General features: G+C 32.3%; 17 protein-coding genes. 11 read left to right on the top strand and 6 right to left on the bottom strand.

The features are described 5' to 3' along the window. The first annotated feature begins 356 nt into the window (after positions 1 to 356). The 10 genes from AOB58_RS02935 to AOB58_RS02890 all read left to right on the top strand — a co-directional run bounded on the left by AOB58_RS02935 (position 357) and on the right by AOB58_RS02890 (position 10,335). Positions 357 to 1,763 carry an anthranilate synthase component I gene (locus AOB58_RS02935; RefSeq protein ID WP_021338815.1) on the top strand — a complete coding sequence of 469 codons (1,407 nt, stop codon included), beginning with the start codon at positions 357 to 359 and terminating at the stop codon, positions 1,761 to 1,763. Continuing rightward, entirely contained in the window at positions 1,760 to 2,356 is a 597-nt protein-coding gene (locus AOB58_RS02930; RefSeq protein ID WP_021338816.1) for an anthranilate synthase component II, read from the top strand. Before AOB58_RS02935 ends, AOB58_RS02930 begins: the two co-directional genes overlap by 4 nt. Beyond that, the gene (gene trpD / locus AOB58_RS02925) at positions 2,325 to 3,341 is read left to right on the top strand and encodes an anthranilate phosphoribosyltransferase (RefSeq protein ID WP_021338817.1); all 1,017 of its coding nucleotides are present in this window, start codon (positions 2,325 to 2,327) and stop codon (positions 3,339 to 3,341) included. The genes AOB58_RS02930 and trpD overlap by 32 nt, the downstream gene beginning before the upstream one ends. Further along, the gene (gene trpC / locus AOB58_RS02920; protein ID WP_002507665.1) at positions 3,325 to 4,107 is read left to right on the top strand and encodes an indole-3-glycerol phosphate synthase TrpC; all 783 of its coding nucleotides are present in this window, start codon (positions 3,325 to 3,327) and stop codon (positions 4,105 to 4,107) included. Before trpD ends, trpC begins: the two co-directional genes overlap by 17 nt. Beyond that, complete coding sequence (locus AOB58_RS02915) at positions 4,104 to 4,733, top strand: phosphoribosylanthranilate isomerase (RefSeq protein WP_021338818.1); 630 nt, start codon at positions 4,104 to 4,106, stop codon at positions 4,731 to 4,733. Before trpC ends, AOB58_RS02915 begins: the two co-directional genes overlap by 4 nt. Positions 4,734 to 4,735: 2 nt before the next feature. Next, a complete protein-coding gene (trpB, locus tag AOB58_RS02910) occupies positions 4,736 to 5,950 on the top strand; it encodes a tryptophan synthase subunit beta (RefSeq protein WP_021338819.1) in 1,215 nt (404 codons plus the stop codon). Next, the gene (gene trpA / locus AOB58_RS02905) at positions 5,943 to 6,680 is read left to right on the top strand and encodes a tryptophan synthase subunit alpha (RefSeq protein WP_021338820.1); all 738 of its coding nucleotides are present in this window, start codon (positions 5,943 to 5,945) and stop codon (positions 6,678 to 6,680) included. Before trpB ends, trpA begins: the two co-directional genes overlap by 8 nt. Before the next feature lie 147 nt (positions 6,681 to 6,827). Next, entirely contained in the window at positions 6,828 to 7,487 is a 660-nt protein-coding gene (locus tag AOB58_RS02900) for a type 1 glutamine amidotransferase domain-containing protein (RefSeq protein WP_021338821.1), read from the top strand. 295 nt (positions 7,488 to 7,782) lie between these two features. Next, the gene (locus AOB58_RS02895) at positions 7,783 to 9,045 is read left to right on the top strand and encodes an aminoacyltransferase (protein WP_002507660.1); all 1,263 of its coding nucleotides are present in this window, start codon (positions 7,783 to 7,785) and stop codon (positions 9,043 to 9,045) included. Positions 9,046 to 9,075: 30 nt separating this feature from the next. Then, positions 9,076 to 10,335, top strand: coding sequence for an aminoacyltransferase (locus AOB58_RS02890; RefSeq protein ID WP_002507659.1), 1,260 nt, complete (start codon positions 9,076 to 9,078; stop codon positions 10,333 to 10,335). Between the two features lie 357 nt (positions 10,336 to 10,692). Here the strand turns inward: AOB58_RS02890 and AOB58_RS02885 are convergent, their stop codons facing one another. Both AOB58_RS02885 and AOB58_RS02880 read right to left on the bottom strand, forming a co-directional pair. Continuing rightward, a complete protein-coding gene (locus AOB58_RS02885) occupies positions 10,693 to 11,214 on the bottom strand; it encodes an HdeD family acid-resistance protein (RefSeq protein WP_021338822.1) in 522 nt (173 codons plus the stop codon). A 1,020-nt stretch (positions 11,215 to 12,234) separates the two neighbouring features. After that, positions 12,235 to 12,582: a DUF2651 family protein gene (locus AOB58_RS02880; protein ID WP_021339148.1), complete on the bottom strand. Its 348-nt coding sequence runs from the start codon at positions 12,580 to 12,582 to the stop codon at positions 12,235 to 12,237. A 249-nt stretch (positions 12,583 to 12,831) separates the two neighbouring features. Between AOB58_RS02880 and pepF the strand changes: the two genes are divergently transcribed. Continuing rightward, positions 12,832 to 14,640, top strand: coding sequence for an oligoendopeptidase F (gene pepF / locus AOB58_RS02875; RefSeq protein WP_021339149.1), 1,809 nt, complete (start codon positions 12,832 to 12,834; stop codon positions 14,638 to 14,640). A 112-nt stretch (positions 14,641 to 14,752) separates the two neighbouring features. On the opposite strand, the gene phoU is transcribed toward pepF, so the two are convergent. From phoU to pstC, 4 genes are all read right to left on the bottom strand, one after another. Next, entirely contained in the window at positions 14,753 to 15,403 is a 651-nt protein-coding gene (phoU, locus tag AOB58_RS02870; RefSeq protein ID WP_002507655.1) for a phosphate signaling complex protein PhoU, read from the bottom strand. 3 nt (positions 15,404 to 15,406) lie between these two features. Beyond that, positions 15,407 to 16,288, bottom strand: coding sequence for a phosphate ABC transporter ATP-binding protein PstB (gene pstB, locus AOB58_RS02865; RefSeq protein WP_021339150.1), 882 nt, complete (start codon positions 16,286 to 16,288; stop codon positions 15,407 to 15,409). Positions 16,289 to 16,391: 103 nt separating this feature from the next. Then, positions 16,392 to 17,303, bottom strand: coding sequence for a phosphate ABC transporter permease PstA (gene pstA, locus AOB58_RS02860; RefSeq protein WP_002507653.1), 912 nt, complete (start codon positions 17,301 to 17,303; stop codon positions 16,392 to 16,394). Position 17,304: 1 nt separating this feature from the next. Beyond that, positions 17,305 to 18,234 carry a phosphate ABC transporter permease subunit PstC gene (gene pstC, locus AOB58_RS02855; RefSeq protein WP_002507652.1) on the bottom strand — a complete coding sequence of 310 codons (930 nt, stop codon included), beginning with the start codon at positions 18,232 to 18,234 and terminating at the stop codon, positions 17,305 to 17,307. Positions 18,235 to 18,244: the final 10 nt, after the last annotated feature.

Here is an 18,244-nt window from a genome sequence, read left to right as displayed (position 1 = left end):
GGCTTTTAGATGTAATTAAAAATTATAATATTTAAAGTGAACAAATAATTTGTTAACTAAGGTGGCACCACGGTAACGCGTCCTTACAGATATGCGTTAGTGTGGTGTTTTTTATATACCAAAAAATAAGAAAGCAAAATGAAGTAAGTGATGTAAAGGTAACAAGCAGAAAGTTAGTGGTTGATGGAAACTAACACCTACATATACTGAAATTGGGTTTTGTTGGATAACAAATGAATAAATCAATGAGAGAGTAGATCAAAGCAAGTATATATCTACTAATTTAGGTGGTACCGCGCGTCAGCGTCCTTAACAATGTTTAAGGATGCTGATTTTTTTATGAGGAGGAAAATAAAATGAAAGTGCAATATCAAAGATTAAATGCAGAAGTAACACCAGAAGCGTTAGCAAGATTGAGAGAAAATAAAATCGTATTAGAGAGTTCAGAACAATCGAAACTAAAGGGGCGTTATTCTATAGTGATTTTCGATACTTACGGTTCAATCACGTTAGATAATGAAACAATGACTGTATGTACACCAGAAGAAAACAGAATAGAACATGAGCAACCTTATAAAAAAATGAAAGATTTAATTGATCAATATAAAGCAGAAATTGAAGACGAAGCATTAGCGTTATTACCTTTTATTTCTGGTTTTGTAGGGTCATGTAGTTTTGATTTAGTAAGACATGAATTCCCAGTACTGAAACAAATCAATCTTGAAGATCATCCACAACATGATGCTAAGTTTCATATGGTTGAAGATGCATATATATTTGATCATTACAAAGAGCATTTATACGTTATTGCAACAAACTTATTTTCAAAAGAAAATGACGAGCAATTAAAAGCACGCGTGGCAAAACGTGTAGAAGAATTAAAACAAATTACGATTTATCCTTCTGAGCTTGAACATATAGCTACAGAAAAAGAGATCAAATCAAATATTGCACCTGAACAATTTATTAATACAATTAGTAAAATGAAGTCACTTATTCAACAAGGTGATATGTTCCAAGTTGTACCATCTATCGTTTATAGTTACGAACATCATTTTGGTCAACAATTACAAGCCATGTCTTATCAGCTTTATCAAAATTTAAAACGTCAAAATCCAAGTCCATATATGTATTACTTGAATATGGATCAGCCGATTGTCGTTGGTAGTTCACCGGAAAGCTTTGTAAAAGTAAAAGGACAAACAGTAGTGACTAATCCAATTGCTGGAACGATAAAACGAGGTGCTACTGAAGCAGAGGACCAAGCAAACGAAGCAAGTTTAAAAAACGATGAAAAAGAATTAAGCGAACACAGTATGCTTGTTGATTTGGGTAGAAATGATATCCATCGTGTAAGTGAAACAGGGACTTCGATAATCGGTAAATTAATGACAATTGAACGTTACGAACATGTGATGCATATCGTTAGTGAAGTTACTGGAAAGCTTAAAGACAATTATTCACCGATGACAGTGATTGCGAGTTTATTACCTACAGGTACTGTATCAGGCGCACCTAAGCTAAGAGCGATTCAACGTATCTATGAAGTACAACCACAAAAACGTGGCGTATACAGTGGCGGTATTGGTTATATTAATTGTAATCACGACTTAGATTTCGCATTAGCGATTCGCACAATGATGATTGATGACACGCACATTAATGTGGAAGCAGGGTGTGGTGTGGTTTATGATTCAATACCAGAAAAAGAACTTGAAGAGACAAAATTAAAAGCTAAAAGCTTATTGGAGGTGTCACCATGATACTTATAGTTGATAATTATGATTCATTTACTTATAACTTAGTAGATATGATTGCACAGAAAGAAGAAGTGATAGTTAAATATCCGGATGACCCATCTATATATAATCTGAATATTGACGGAGTAATCATTTCACCAGGTCCTGGCCATCCATTAGATACAAACGATTTAATGCAAATCATTGATCATTATAAAAATAAACCGATTTTAGGCGTTTGCTTAGGGTCGCAAGCTTTGACTTGTTATCATGGTGGCGATGTTATCCAATGTGATTATATAAAACATGGTAAAAAAGACCAAATGCGTATCACAAAAGAAACATTGTTATACACTGATATTCCAGAATATTCAGAAATTATGCGGTATCATTCATTGATGAGTAACCCTCAAACGCTACCTGAAACATTAACAATAACGGCACAAACAGAAGATTGCATACAGTCATTTGAACACACACAATTGTTACATTATGGGATTCAATATCACCCCGAGTCATTTGCTACGGCACATGGTAAACAAATCATTAATAACTTTTTAAACATAATGAAGGAGGTAACAGAAGATGGAGCTACAAACACAGTTAAAACAATATAAACCACTCAACCAAACACAAATGAATGAATTTATAGAATTACTTATTTCTAAAAATCTAGAAGACAGCGTAAAAATCGAGTTACTCGAAACGTTTTCTGAAAAAGAAACTACACAAGAGGAGTTAACTTATATATCAAATAGTTTAATCCATTCTATGTATCGTGAACAACCGTACTATCCTAATGCTATGTGTGTTTGTGGCACAGGTGGAGATAAATCAAATAGTTTTAATATCTCAACAACTGTATCTTTTGTTATCGCTAGTGCAAGTGTACCCGTCATTAAGCATGGTAATAAAAGTGTCACTTCATCATCTGGAAGCACGGATTTGTTAAATGCAATGGCTATTAAGTCAAGCACTGTTGAAGATACACCAAAACAATTAGACGACAATGGATTGGTCTTTTTAAATGCTACTGAAACATATCCGATAATGAAAAATATTCAACCTATCAGAAAAGGTATCAGCAATCCAACAATATTTAATATTACTGGGCCAATCATTAATCCTTTTAAATTAGATTATCAAGTCATGGGTGTTTACGAAACATCAAAATTAGAAAAAATTGCACAAACCTTAGCAGATTTAGGACGTAAAAAAGCAATCGTTGTATACGGTGCAAATGGCATGGATGAAGCTACATTATCTGGCGACAATATTATTTATGAAGTAACAGCAAATGAAGAAATTAAACAATATACGCTGAATGCAAAAAATGTAGGTTTAGATTATGCGCCAAACGAAGCACTTGTTGGAGGTACACCACAAGACAATTTAGAAATCACGAAGCATATATTAAATGGAACAGATCATAGTGCTAAGAGAGATGTTGTTATCTTGAACGCAGGCATCGCACTCTATGTAGCAGAAAAAACTGAAACAATAGAAGCTGGTGTGAAAGCAGCACGAGCATTAATAGAAAGTGGTAAAGCTTTAGCGCAATATAATAAAATGGGAGGCAAAACGTATGACTATATTGGATGAGATTGTAACATATAAAAGAGGTTTACTAGAGCAAGGCTATTATGAAGATAAGTTATCAACACTAGAAGCAGTGGATATTTCACATAAAAAAACATTCCAATCACAATTAGACGATTCAAATCAACTTGGGGTAATTGCTGAAATTAAATCTAAAAGTCCAACACTTGATGGATTACCAGCAAGAGACTTAGCGCAACAAGTGAAAGATTATGAAGCGCATGGCGCGAATGCAGTTTCTATATTAACTGATGAACACTATTTTGGTGGTAGCTATGAACGTTTACAAGCATTGACAACAGAAACATCATTACCAGTATTGTGTAAAGATTTTGTAGTAGATCCTATTCAAATTGATGTTGCTAAAAAAGCAGGCGCTTCGATAATATTACTTATCGTTAACGTTTTAACTGACCCAGAATTAAGAGAACTATATCAATATGCTACATCGCAAAATTTAGAAGTGCTCGTAGAAGTTCATGATAAAGAAGAATTGGCACGTGCATATAAATTAGATCCGAAAATTATCGGCGTGAATAATAGAGATTTAAAGCGTTTCATTACAGATGTCTTGCATACAAATGAGATTTTAGAAGATAAAAAAACAGGTTATTACTATATTTCAGAAAGTGGTATCAAAGATGAGCAAGATGTTCAAAATATCGTTGATTCGGGTATAGATGGTTTATTAATTGGTGAATCATTAATGAAATGTGATGACTTAAGTCAATTCTTACCAGGTCTAAAATTAGACAAGGTACAACGATGAAGTTAAAGTTTTGTGGCTTCCGCACATTAGCCGATGTAAACAAAGCAAAAGACTTAAATATTGATGCAATGGGGTTTATTCATTTTCCAAAGAGTAAAAGATATGTTGATATTCCAACCATTAAACAATTGACTGAAGTTATACCTGACGATAAAGAAAAAGTAGTCATCGTTGTTAATCCAGATTATGACACGATTACCAATTTGATAACGCAGACGCAGATTTCAACAATTCAACTCCATGGTAATGAACCGTTAGAAACTGTACATTTTATTAAAAAAAGTAATCCGAACATTAAAGTTATCAAAGCCTTACCCGCAACAGACCAACAAACATTAACGACAGCTATTGATTATTATAAAGATAATGTAGATATGTTTATTATTGATACACCATCGAAGTCTTATGGTGGTACAGGTAAAGTATATGATTGGGAAATGTTAAAAACACTCAACGATGTTAACTATTTAATCGCAGGCGGTATGAATTACGACAATATACAAGCTGTAACATCTTTAGATTTAGAACATCAAGGCTATGATATCGCTAGTGGCATAGAAACAAATAATGAAAAAGATATGGAAAAAATGGCAGCAATTATTAAACTCGTAAAAGGAGCAAATTAATTATGAATAAAAACATACAAACAGAAGCAGATGAATTTGGTTTCTTCGGTGCTTATGGTGGTCAATACGTACCAGAAACGTTAATGCCAGCAATTCAAGAATTGAAACAAGCTTATCAAGAAGCCAAAGCAGACCCTAAATTTCAAGAAGAATTAGATGGTTACCTTAAAGACTATGTTGGTCGTGAAACACCATTGACATATGCTGATTCATATACAGAAGCCCTTGGTGGCGCCAAAATTTATTTAAAACGTGAAGATTTAAATCACACTGGTGCGCATAAAATAAACAATGCATTAGGCCAAGCACTATTAGCCAAAAGAATGGGTAAAAATAAACTTGTTGCTGAAACAGGCGCGGGTCAACATGGTGTTGCGAGTGCGACGGTTGCTGCATTATTTGATATGGAATTGGTAGTATTTATGGGTGAAGAAGATATTAAAAGACAATCGTTAAACGTATTTAGAATGGAATTATTAGGTGCGAAAGTTGAATCTGTAACTGAAGGTCAAGGGACGTTATCAGACGCTGTTAATAAAGCATTACAATACTGGGTAAGCCATGTAGATGATACGCATTATTTATTAGGTTCAGCTTTAGGACCAGATCCATTTCCAACTATTGTAAGAGATTTACAAAAAATCATCGGTACAGAAATCAAAGCACAAATTCAAGAAAAAGAAGGGCGTTTACCAGATGCAATTGTAGCTTGTGTTGGTGGTGGATCTAATGCCATTGGTACATTCTATCCATTCGTTCAAGATGATGTGAAATTATATGGCGTAGAAGCTGCAGGTGAAGGTTATGATACAGATAGACATGCACTAGCGATTAACAAAGGTAAAGAAGGCGTATTACACGGTACTAAAATGTATCTCATTCAAGATGAAAATGGTCAAATTCAACAAGCACATTCCATATCTGCAGGTTTAGATTATCCTGGTGTTGGACCAGAACATTCGTATTATCACGATATAGGTAGAGTGAAGTTTGCAACTGCAAGTGATAAACAAGCGATGGATGCTTTAGTTAGATTTACAAAAGCTGAAGGTATTATTCCAGCTATAGAAAGTGCACACGCATTAAGCTATGTAGAAACGTTAGCACCAACGATGGGCAAAGATGAAATTCTTGTTGTTACAGTTTCGGGACGTGGCGATAAAGATATGGAAACGATTAGAAATTATATGAAAGAAGGCGGTGATTCTAATGCGTAAACTATTCATTCCATATATTATGGGTAATAAATCTTTTATTGAAAATCTTAAAACCGTCAGTGATGCAGGCGCTGATATTGTTGAAGTAGGTGTGCCATTTTCAGACCCAGTGGCTGATGGACCAGTCATTATGGACGCTGGTAGCAAAGCTATAGAAGAAGGCGTCAATATTCAGTATATTTTAGATCAACTTACTGAACATCGTGACTCAATATCAAGTAAATATGTATTAATGACTTATTATAATATTATTAATTTTTATGGAGAAGATGCATTTTTTAAAGCTTGTGAAAAAGCAGGTGTCTACGGTTTAATCATTCCTGATTTGCCACATGAACTTGTGCAACAATTAAAAGAACGTCATCCTGACAGAAAAGTGAATATTATTTCACTCATTGCTATGACGACATCTGAAGAACGTAGTAATCAAATCGCTCAAGATGCGGAAGGATTTATTTATACAGTAACAATGAATGCGACAACAGGAGAAAATGGTAAGTTCCATCCTGAACTTAAAGATAGAATTAAACATATAAAATCAATGTCCAATGTGCCGGTGGTTGCAGGATTTGGTATTCGTACACCAAAACATGTATCAGATATCATAGAAGCTTCTGATGGTGTGGTTATAGGGAGTGAAATTGTTAAACGATTAGCACGAGATCCAAAAGAAGACACAGTCAGCTATTTTAATTCTATTAGAAGTGCGCTCGATAAAAAAAGTGAATAAAGCATTGTGTGTGTAATACGTTGGAATTATGGGTACGCTACTAAGAGAGAATACATTTTTGAAGTATGTAGCATGTAATTTAAAGTGATGCAATTTCATAGAATAAAATATAGCTATTCTCTTATTTTTTAAAAGAGGTGACATAATTTGAGTAAAAAAGTCTTGTTTATCATAACAAGTGTAAACCAATTTGAAGATGGTACACCAACAGGATTATGGTTAGAAGAAGCAAGTGAACCTTATAATATATTAACAGCAGCAAACATTAATGTAGATATTGCTACAATAAATGGCGGGGAAGTCCCATTAGATCCCAATTCCACACAGAATGGTGAGCTTAATAAATATAAAGCATTTGTTGAGCAAACGAAATCAGCATCAAGTATAGAAGATATAGATGTGAGTCAATATGACGCTGTATATTTACCAGGAGGTCACGGCACTGTATTTGATTTTGCGCATAATCAGAAGTTAGCTTCAGTACTTGCTGACTTTAAAGCAGATGATAAAATTATTGCATCTGTATGTCACGGACCGAGTGCTTTTGTCGGTGCTAAAGATAAGAAAGGTAACTTCCTAGTGAAGGGTGTGACGTTAACTGCATTTACAGATGAAGAGGAACGTGCAATGGGCTTTGAGGACAAAGTACCTTTCTTAACTCAGTCAGAATTAGAAAACCAAGGTGCTCAATTTGTAACTCAAGACAACTTCACTGAACACGTAGAAACAGATAACCAATTTATTACTGGTCAAAATCCACAATCAAGCGTAGTAATAGGTGAAACATTACGAGACGCTTTAAATTAGAACATAGTATGATAGGGAGTGGGACAGATATACATGTTCCACTCCCAACTATAAAGAAAACTGGAAAACTTATTAAGTTTTCCAGTTTTTGTTGTTATAACTATGGGCAAATGTGTTTAATTGCTCATTCTTTGTTAAAATAAAAGTAGTGATATAATAAGTCATACATAAAGTTCATGTATAATGAATTTATATATGCTATTGATTTAGTTTTATAAATGGTTATTGTATAATAATCAAGATTGAAGTTTAAACTCAAATAAAAAAGAATTATAAACAAATAGGAGTATACAAAATGAAATTTACGAATTTAACTGCTAAAGAGTTCGGTACATTTACAGATAATATGCCAAATAGTCATTTCACACAAATGGTAGGAAACTACGAATTGAAAATTGCAGAAAGTACAGAAACGCACTTAGTTGGTATTAAAAACAATGAAAACGAAGTCATTGCAGCATGTTTACTTACTGCAGTACCAGTAATGAAGTTTTATAAATATTTTTATACAAACAGAGGACCTGTTATAGATTTTGAAAATAAAGAACTTGTTCATTACTTCTTTAATGAATTAACTAAATATGTTAAAAAACATAAAGGTTTACATTTAAGAGTTGATCCTTATTTAGCTTATCAATATCGTAACCATGACGGAGAAGTGTTAGAAAATGCTGGTCATGACTGGTTTTTCGACAAAATGAAACAATTAGGATACAAACACCAAGGATTTTTAACTGGCTTTGATCCAATTCTTCAAATTAGATACCATTCAGTATTAGATTTAGCAGGTAAAACAGCTAAAGATGTACTTAACGGTATGGATAGTCTACGTAAACGTAATACAAAAAAAGTTCAGAAGAATGGTGTTAAAGTAAGATTCTTAGAAGAAGACGAATTACCAATCTTCCGCTCGTTTATGGAAGATACATCTGAATCAAAAGAATTTGATGATAGGGAAGATAGCTTTTATTATAATAGATTGAGATATTATAAGAATCGTATCTTGGTTCCATTAGCTTATATGGACTTCGATGAGTATATCGAAGAATTAAAAGCAGAGCGTGATGTCTTAAGTAAAGATATTAACAAAGCGATTAAAGATATAGAAAAGCGACCTGAAAATAAAAAGGCTTATAATAAACGAGATAATTTAGAACAACAGCTTATTGCAAATCAACAAAAAATAGAAGAAGCGCAATCATTACAGGCTGAACACGGTAATGAATTACCAATTTCTGCAGCTTACTTTATTATTAATCCCTATGAAGTGGTTTATTATGCAGGTGGTACTTCAAATGAATTTAGACACTTTGCTGGTAGTTATGCGATACAGTGGAAGATGATTAATTACGCTATTGACAATAATATAGATAGATATAACTTCTACGGTATCAGTGGTAATTTCACAGAAGATGCGGAAGATGCAGGCGTAGTGAAATTCAAAAAAGGATTTAATGCCGAAGTCGTAGAATACGTTGGAGATTTTGTAAAACCTATTAATAAGCCAATGTACAAAATTTATACGACATTAAAAAAACTAAAAGATATTAAGAAGTAGATATAAATTATAGAAGGGAACTAAGCTAGAATGAAATTTACAGAGTTAACCGTCAAAGAGTATGACAATTTTGTACAAAACCCGGCATTAGAGAGTCATTACTTTCAAGTAAAAGAAAATATTGCAACAAGAGAAGAAGATGGATTTCAAGTTGTACTATTAGGCTTAAAAGATGACGACAATCAGGTTATTGCTGCTAGTCTTTTCTCTAAAATTCCTACAATGGGAAGCTATGTTTATTATTCTAATCGTGGTCCAGTTATGGATTACAATGATTTAGGTTTAGTAGATTTCTATTTACGTGAATTAGATCATTATCTTCAACACCATAATTGTTTATATGTCAAAATGGACCCGTACTGGATCTATAAAATATACGATAAAGATATCAATCCATTGCCAGAACCAGATAAGAATGACGCATTAGTCAACTTATTTAAATCTCATGGGTATACACATCACGGCTTTACGACTGAATATGATACATCTAGCCAAGTAAGATGGATGGGTGTATTGAACTTAGATGGACAAACACCAGCTTCTCTAAAAAAACAATTTGATAGCCAAAGAAAACGTAATATCAATAAAGCAATCAATTTTGGTGTTAAAGTTAGGTTGTTAAATAGAGATGAATTCGGTCTTTTCTTAGATCTTTATCGAGAAACTGAAAAGCGTGCTGGCTTCGTATCTAAAACAGATGAATATTTCTATAATTTTATTGATAACTATGGTGATAAAGCTTTAATACCTTTAGCATATATAGACTTAAATGAATATATTGAAAATACACAAGAGAGTATTAATGATAAAGAATCACGTAGAGATCAAATCATGCAGAATGAAAATAAAACAGATAAACAGTTGAAGAAAATTACAGAACTGGATAAACAAATAGAGCATGATAAAAAAGAGTTAATGCATGCAAGTGAATTAAGATTAACAGATGGTGCTATATTAAATTTAGCTGCTGGTGTTTATTTTGCAAATGCATATGAAGTAAACTACTTCTCTGGTGGTTCATCAGAAAAATATAATCAATATATGGGACCTTATATGATGCATTGGTACATGTTGAACTATTGTTTTGACAATGGTTATGGTCGCTACAATTTCTATGGTTTATCAGGCGATTTCACTGAAAATAGTGAAGATTACGGAGTATATCGCTTTAAACGTGGATTTAATGTGCAAATTGAAGAATTAATCGGCGATTTTTATAAACCAATTAAGAAAACAAAATATTGGTTATTTAATACGTTGAATAATGTTAGAAAAAAAGTTAAAAAATAGCATAAAAAAAGAAAGCATTCTGGTATGTAAGCCCTAATCAGTATGCTTTCTTTCGTTCTGAAGTTAGTTATACTAGGATGGCAATTCCAATATAACAATGAACTAAATGTGGATTAGTCTGAGATGTTAATTCTTGTTGTTCTCCACAATTTTTAGTATAGCATAGGATTTCAGCAATGCAATAACCTTACATTATAATAATTTTATAGTAAAATTTATTTTTATAACATATTTAAAGTAATATATATATAATTGTTATGAAAATGTGAGAAGCGCACTACAAGACGACTTGTAGTGCGCTTTCTAGCGTGATTTTTCAAAATACGCCCTATTTAATTATTTATAAGTTACGGATCATTAAGATAATGCTTTAATGATATAAGTTATACCAATAATAAAGAATACCGCACTCATGAAGATAGCAACTAAAATTGCCGCCATAAGTGGATTGAACAGTAAAATAATACCGAAAACAACGGTAATAATGTTCAAAATAACCGATACAATATGAAAACCTTTATTTGATTTTTCAAGTGGCGTTACCGTAAACATATTAAATAACGCATTAATAATAAACCAAATAGCAAATAAATAAACAATAAATGTCGTACTTGTAACGATATTAAATAAAATCAATAACCCTAAAATAATATTAATTACACCAAGTACAAGTACTATGGTTGAGGCATTTTTATCTGTTTTTTTCATTACACGACGAACGAAAATTTCTAAAAAACCGTTAATAATAAATAGTAGACCTATGAGCCATGTAATAGCAAATAAGTTTTCTTCAGGAAAACTTAAAATAAACACGCCAATAATTAGAAAAATGACGCCAATCACTAAACTCGACCATTTGATTCGGGAACGTTCCTGCATAAATTTCACTCCTAAATGATTATCTAAATAGTATATACCCAAATGACAAAAAAGAACACGTTTTTTATAGGTGCCTATATTTATGTTATGTAACCCTATAAGTATTTGGTTTAAATAAAAAACCTTTTTTCTAAGGATTGCTATAAAAACCAAGGATAAGCCAAAATAATAGCAAAATTAAAGCAAAAAGTATTATTTAATCTTAAAATTATAAAGTCATTAAAAACAAGGCGCTGAGAAGTCGATTTCTTGGCATTTAAATATGAGTTTGTTGGTCTATATCCATCCGAATACACGTAACATTATGAGCTTGATCATTATATAAAGCATAGCAATAAGCAAAATAAGTTTCTAAGATCCACACAGCTAAAGCTAAATATGTTTAGATATATCTATGTAACGAATGATATTACCATATAATTGATTGTAGATAGTTTAAGAGTTAATATATGACAATTATAACAAGACATTAAATGAGATGCGTAAATATTTAATGATGTAATGTAGTATATTTATGAAAAAGCTAAACTAGGATTAATAAGTATAAATGCTAAATACATAATAAATTAGTAAAATAGCTATATAGATATGTAAGTTTTAAAATTTACTTTTTAGTTTACATAATATATATTATGGGAAGTTATTATAATTTGATAGAAAATACCCTAATTGTTAATTCACTACCTATTATGTTATATATGCTTGTTAATGCAATCATTCTTTCAAGTACTTTGATGTAATTTCTTCTTGTTCATTATGCATGTATTACGATAGCTTATATCTTTGATTAGCTTGTTACTATTATACTTTACTGATGCTATCAAATTATCGACTTTACTATATTGGTTTAAACCTCATATATAGTATATGCTGTGGTTTAAATTATGATATAACATTTTACTAAATCACATTTTAAAACTTCGCTTGAATTACTTAAACATGCTATTAAATCATCACCTTAAATTTAAAGATGTAAATAAAAAATGAACTGTAACTTAAATTATAGCTACAGTTCATTTTTTATTTTTGTTTATAATCTTCTAATTCATCTTTTGGGATGCCACCACGTTTACGTATTTCTTTTCTAGCTTTCTTTTCGCGGCGTTTACGTCTCCAGTTACGTGTCATGTACCATATTACAAAGCTTAGAATTAAACTTAATATCGTCATAAACGCAGCAAAACCTAATAAAGGTTCATATGTAATATCTTGGAAATTTGGTATTAAAAATGCAGCTATTGCTAATACTACTAACGTTAAGATTGGTGCAGTAAACCATTTATTTAAGACAAGATTGCAAAATACTGTTACTAATATGACAGCAACTATAGTAATCCATAAAAAATTAGGCATATCAAAAATAGTCATTTATTCCACTCCTTTTTATTTAATATTTATACTTTACTTACATTATATATATCATACTATATTTTCTATATAAATACATTCAGTCTTGAGCAGTATAATTTTATATTAAATTAATATAAAATACGTGTCAATACAGTTTGGTTTACTGTTCCCCACTTTTAATATAGATAAACTTTCGGTTATCATTTATGCGGGTCATTCATGTATAATTAATTATGAATACAATATAAATGTAGAGGAGTAGATTATATGGCTGAAACACTACCATTTAGAAATAATGTTCCAATTGAAGAAACATGGGACGTAACTGACTTATTTAGTTCTGATGATGCATTTTATAACACACTGAATGATACATTGGAACAAGCTAAGGCATTTAATCAACAATATGCAGAGCAATTAATTGAAGTGAATATTGTTGAAGATGCACTGGATGCATATTCTGAACTATTAATTCAATTAGATAGAATGGCAAATTATGCTGAGTTAAGATTGAGTGTTGATACAGCTAATGAACATGCACAGACATTAAGCGCAAAATTGTCTACATCTTATGGAAAAATCGCTAGTGAACTTTCATTTGTAGTTTCAGAAATATTAGAGCTATCTGATCAAACACTTGAACAACTTATTCAAACATCAAAGTATCCCCATTTTTTAACGAAATTAAAAGCGAATAAGGCACATCAATTAACTCCAGAAGTTGAAAAAGTATTAGCAAGTTTGTCCCCTACTTTTGAGAGCGCATTTGAACTTTATGGAACTACAAAAATGTTGGATATTGAATTTGAACCATTTGAATATAATCAACAAACATATCCTTTAGATTATGCTACTTTTGAGAATGAATATGAAGATAACCCAAATGAAGCATTTAGAAGAATAAGTTTCAAACATTTTAGTAATGCATTAAGTAAGTACCAACATACGACAGCAGCGACATATAATATGCAAGTGCAACAAGAGAAAATCGAAGCAGATTTAAGAGGATATGATTCTGTTATTGATTATTTACTACAAGAGCAAGAAGTGACGCGAGACATGTTTAACAGACAAATTGATGTGATTATGAGTGATTTAGCACCTATTATGCAAAAATATGCGAAATTAGTTAAACGTGTCCATGGCTTAGATGTAATGCATTTTGAAGATTTAAAGGTTTCTATTGATCCAAACTACGAGCCAGAAATTTCAATTGAAGATTCTAAACAATATATTTATGGTGCTTTAAATGTACTTGGTGAAGATTATTTAGAAATGGTTGAAGCTGCTTATAAAGAGAGATGGATAGATTTTGCGCAAAACAAAGGTAAAGAAACAGGTGCTTATTGTGCGAGTCCCTATGCTTCACACTCATATGTTTTTATATCATGGACTGGTAAAATGACTGAAACTTTCGTGTTAGCGCATGAATTAGGTCATGCGGGCCACTTTACATTAGCACAAGCGCATCAAAATTATTTAGAATCAGAAGCTTCGATGTACTTTGTAGAAGCACCTTCTACTATGAATGAAATGCTTATGGCGAACTACTTATTTAAAAATAGTAATGATGCTAAATTTAAACGTTGGGTAACAGGTTCTATTATTTCAAGAACATATTACCATAATATGGTTACACATTTACTTGAAGCTGCTTTCCAACGTGAAGTTTACAATAAAGTCGATCAAGGAGAATCATTGACTGCACCAGTACTTAATGACATTATGCTTGATGTCTATAGTCAATTCTTTGGAGACAGCGTGAAACTTACGGAAGGTACAGAGCTAACTTGGATGAGACAACCACACTATTATATGGGATTATACTCTTACACGTATTCAGCTGGCTTAACGATTGGTACAGTGATGTCTCAACGCATTCAAAATGAAGGACAACCAGCTGTTGATGCTTGGTTAGATACCTTAAAAGCTGGAGGTAGTAAATCACCAGTAGATTTAGCTGAAATTGCAGGTATTGATATCCGAACTGAACAACCATTAAAATCAACAATTGGCTATATTGGCAAACTTGTTGATGAATTAGAAACACTGACTGAGGAAATTGAAAATAAATAGTATTTTATAAAATTAAAAAGCACAATGGCAATTTTGAAGATCATCTACTTTCATTTATTTGAAAGCGAGTTATCTTTGTAAAGCCATTGTGCTTTTATTATGTGGAACATTTTTATTTATTATAGGATTCATAACGTTCACCTGTAATAAAGAAATAAATGTTTTCTGCTATATTGCAAATGTGATCTCCAATACGTTCTAAATGTCTTGCAGCTAAATGTGCTTGACCTGCAACGAAAGGATCGTTATCTATTAAATAAGTTGTGTTTACAATATTTTTATAGATATCATCAATATCTTTATCGCGATCAATGATTTCTTTTATTAAGGTAATATCATTATCATTAACTGCATCATCTAAGTCTTTTAACATTAAGAGTGCAAGTTTGCCCATAGTGTTAAGTCTCGTCAGTACATATTCGTCAATAATTTTTGCACGTAATCTAATTTTCGCTATACTTGCTGCATTGTCGCCTATACGTTCAAAATCAGTAGCAATTTTTAAAGCAGCCATCATTAAACGTAAATCAGTAGCAATCGGCTGTTGCTTAGTGATAAGCAGGACTACTTTTTCATTAATTGCAGTTTCTTGCTCATTGATTTCTTTATCCTTAGCTATTGTTTGTCTAGCATAATTACGATCTTCTTCACTTAACGACGTTAGTCCAAATTCTATATTACGATATACATAAAGACCAAGTCGACGTAGATCTTTAATAAGTCCGTCTAGTTGGCCTTCATATTTATGTCTAATTGTTGCCATAGATTAACCGAAGCGACCTGAGATATAATCTTCAGTTTGCTTATCTGCAGGATTGGAGAAGATCTTATCAGTGTCGTCGTATTCATTAACATAGCCGTTAAGGAAGAAAGCAGTTTTATCAGAAACACGAGCAGCTTGTTGCATATTATGTGTAACAATAATGATTGAATATTGTTCTTTAAGCTCTTGAACAAGTTCTTCAATTTTTAATGTTGATATTGGATCTAAAGCTGATGTTGGCTCATCCATCAATATAACATCTGGTTCAATAGCTAACGTACGAGCAATACAAACACGTTGTTGTTGTCCACCAGATAAACTATAAGCATTTTTGTCTAAGTCATCTTTTAATTCATCCCAAATTGCAGCGCCACGTAGAGATTTTTCAACAATTTCATCTAAGACTTTTTTGTTTTTAATACCATGGATTTTAGGACCATAAGTGATATTGTCATAAATTGATTTAGGGAATGGATTTGGTTGTTGGAATACCATACCTACATTTGTTCTCAATTTTTCAACTGAATATTTATTATCGAAAATATTTTTATCACGATACATTATTTTACCAGCAGTTTTAACAGATGGCACAAGTTCAACCATACGATTTAATGCTTTAATATATGTTGACTTACCACAACCTGAAGGTCCAATAATTGCTGTTACATTATTTTCTAAAATATCTAAATTAATATTTTTTAAAGCATGATTTTCTCCATACCATAAATCAAGATTTTTAGTTGAATAGACAATTTTCTTTTGGCTATCTGGAATTTTATTCTCTGAATGATTTGGCTCAATAGTTGCTATTGGTGAGTCATTACGGTCAGTATGTGATTTTAATGTATCGTTCGTATCGTTATTATCTATAATTTGTTTATTCATAATTAAAACTCCTTTTTATAGACTAGATGCTAAGATTTTACTGAAATTCTAGCATATTCCCATTTACTAGCCTTATTTAAATAGTATTTCTTGTATCTTAAGTTTAGTATTTTTTACTATATTTATTTCTTAAGAATATCGCTATTGCATTCATTAATAGTAATATAACGAGTAATACGATAATTCCTGCCGATGCAACGTTTTGGAATTCTTCTTGTGGTAATTTTGTCCAGCTATAAATTGACATTGGTAACGCTTGGAATTGATCGAATATTGTAGATGGTAGCTGTAATAAAATCGTTGGTATACCAATTAAAATTAATGGTGCTGTCTCACCTAATGCACGAGATAGTGCTAAGATGAAACCTGTCAAAATACCAGGAATCGCCGCTGGTAACACAACACGGCGTATTGTTTGCCATTTGTTGGCACCTAGTCCGTATGAAGCTTCCTTTACAGAACTAGGTACAGATCTGATTGCTTCTTGGCTAGCTACAATGATTACCGGTAAGATAAGTAACGACATTGTTAATGCAGCCGCTAAAACAGAGTTGCCGAGTGCAATTGAATCGATACCCATACCTCTTACAAAAATTGTAAGACCGAGTAAACCAAACACGACTGAAGGTACACCAGCTAAGTTTGAGATACTCACTTTAATAAAGTTTGTAAGTGCATTTTCTTTAGCATATTCTTCTAAATATATTGCAGTACCAACACCTAAAGTAATTGTTATCGGGATAATAGTAACCATTAACCATATAGTACCGATAAAAGCACCTTTAATCCCTGCCATTGAAGGCGTTGATGATGAGAAATTAGTGAAAAATGATGGAGTTAAGTGTCCAGCACCTTTTATAAGTGTATCAATGAGTAATGCCGCTAATACAAGCAAACCAACCATTGTACAGGCAAAGAAAGCCCATTTATTAACTTTATTTGTCGTTAACCTTCCAGAGAGTTTCTTTTCAACTGTTTGTTGGTCTACGAGCACATTTTTGTTTGTTTCAGTCATATTAATACTCCTCTCTGAAACGTTTCGTAATCCATTGAGAAATCAAATTCATTGCTAATGTGAATAAGAATAAAGTGAATCCTACCGCATAGATACTATAGTAAGTATCAGTACCAAATGTTGCATCACCTGTTGCTACTTGAACGATATAACCTGTCATTGTTTGGATAGAGCCTGTTATATCTAGTGATGCACTCGGTGTACTACCTGCAGCAAGAGATACGATCATAGTTTCGCCAATTGCACGTGAAATCGCTAATACAATTGAGGCCATAATACCTGAAGTTGCAGCTGGTAAAATAACTTTAGTTGCTACTTCAAATTTTGTAGCACCTAAACCTAGTGCACCTTCACGCATTTTGTTTGGTACCGATGACATTGCATCTTCACTCATACTTGATATTAATGGAATAATCATTACACCAACTACAAGACCTGGACTAATAGAGTTGAAACTGCCTATGTCTGGAAAGATTCCACGTATTAACGGTGTAACAAATGTTAGAGCAAAGAAACCGAATACGATTGTTGGAATACCAGATAATATTTCTAATATTGGTTTGATAATACTTTTAGCACGTGGCGAAGCATATTCACTTAAGTAAAGTGCTGCACCCAGACCTAATGGCACTGCTACGATTGTAGCTATTACAGTTATCTTCAACGTACCTAATATTAATGGCCAAATTCCAAATTTAGGATCAGATGAGAATGGTGTCCATTCCATCGAAAAGAGAAATTCTGTAATAGGAATACGTGTGAAAAACGTAATGGTTTCTGTTAATAATGTGACTACAATACCGATTGTCGCTAATATAGAAAAAATTGCTATTGTACCTAAAATAATTGGAACAATTTTATCACTTGCACCTTTTTTATTGGCATTGTTTTTTTCTATCATTTCGCTTACGGAGCGGTTTTTATTCGCCATGTAAATTTCC

The organism is Staphylococcus sp. AntiMn-1, from assembly GCF_001663395.1.
Lineage (GTDB): Bacteria > Bacillota > Bacilli > Staphylococcales > Staphylococcaceae > Staphylococcus > Staphylococcus equorum.
The sequence above is the reverse complement of the archived record's forward strand: the minus strand, read 5'-3'. Positions and strand labels throughout refer to the sequence as shown.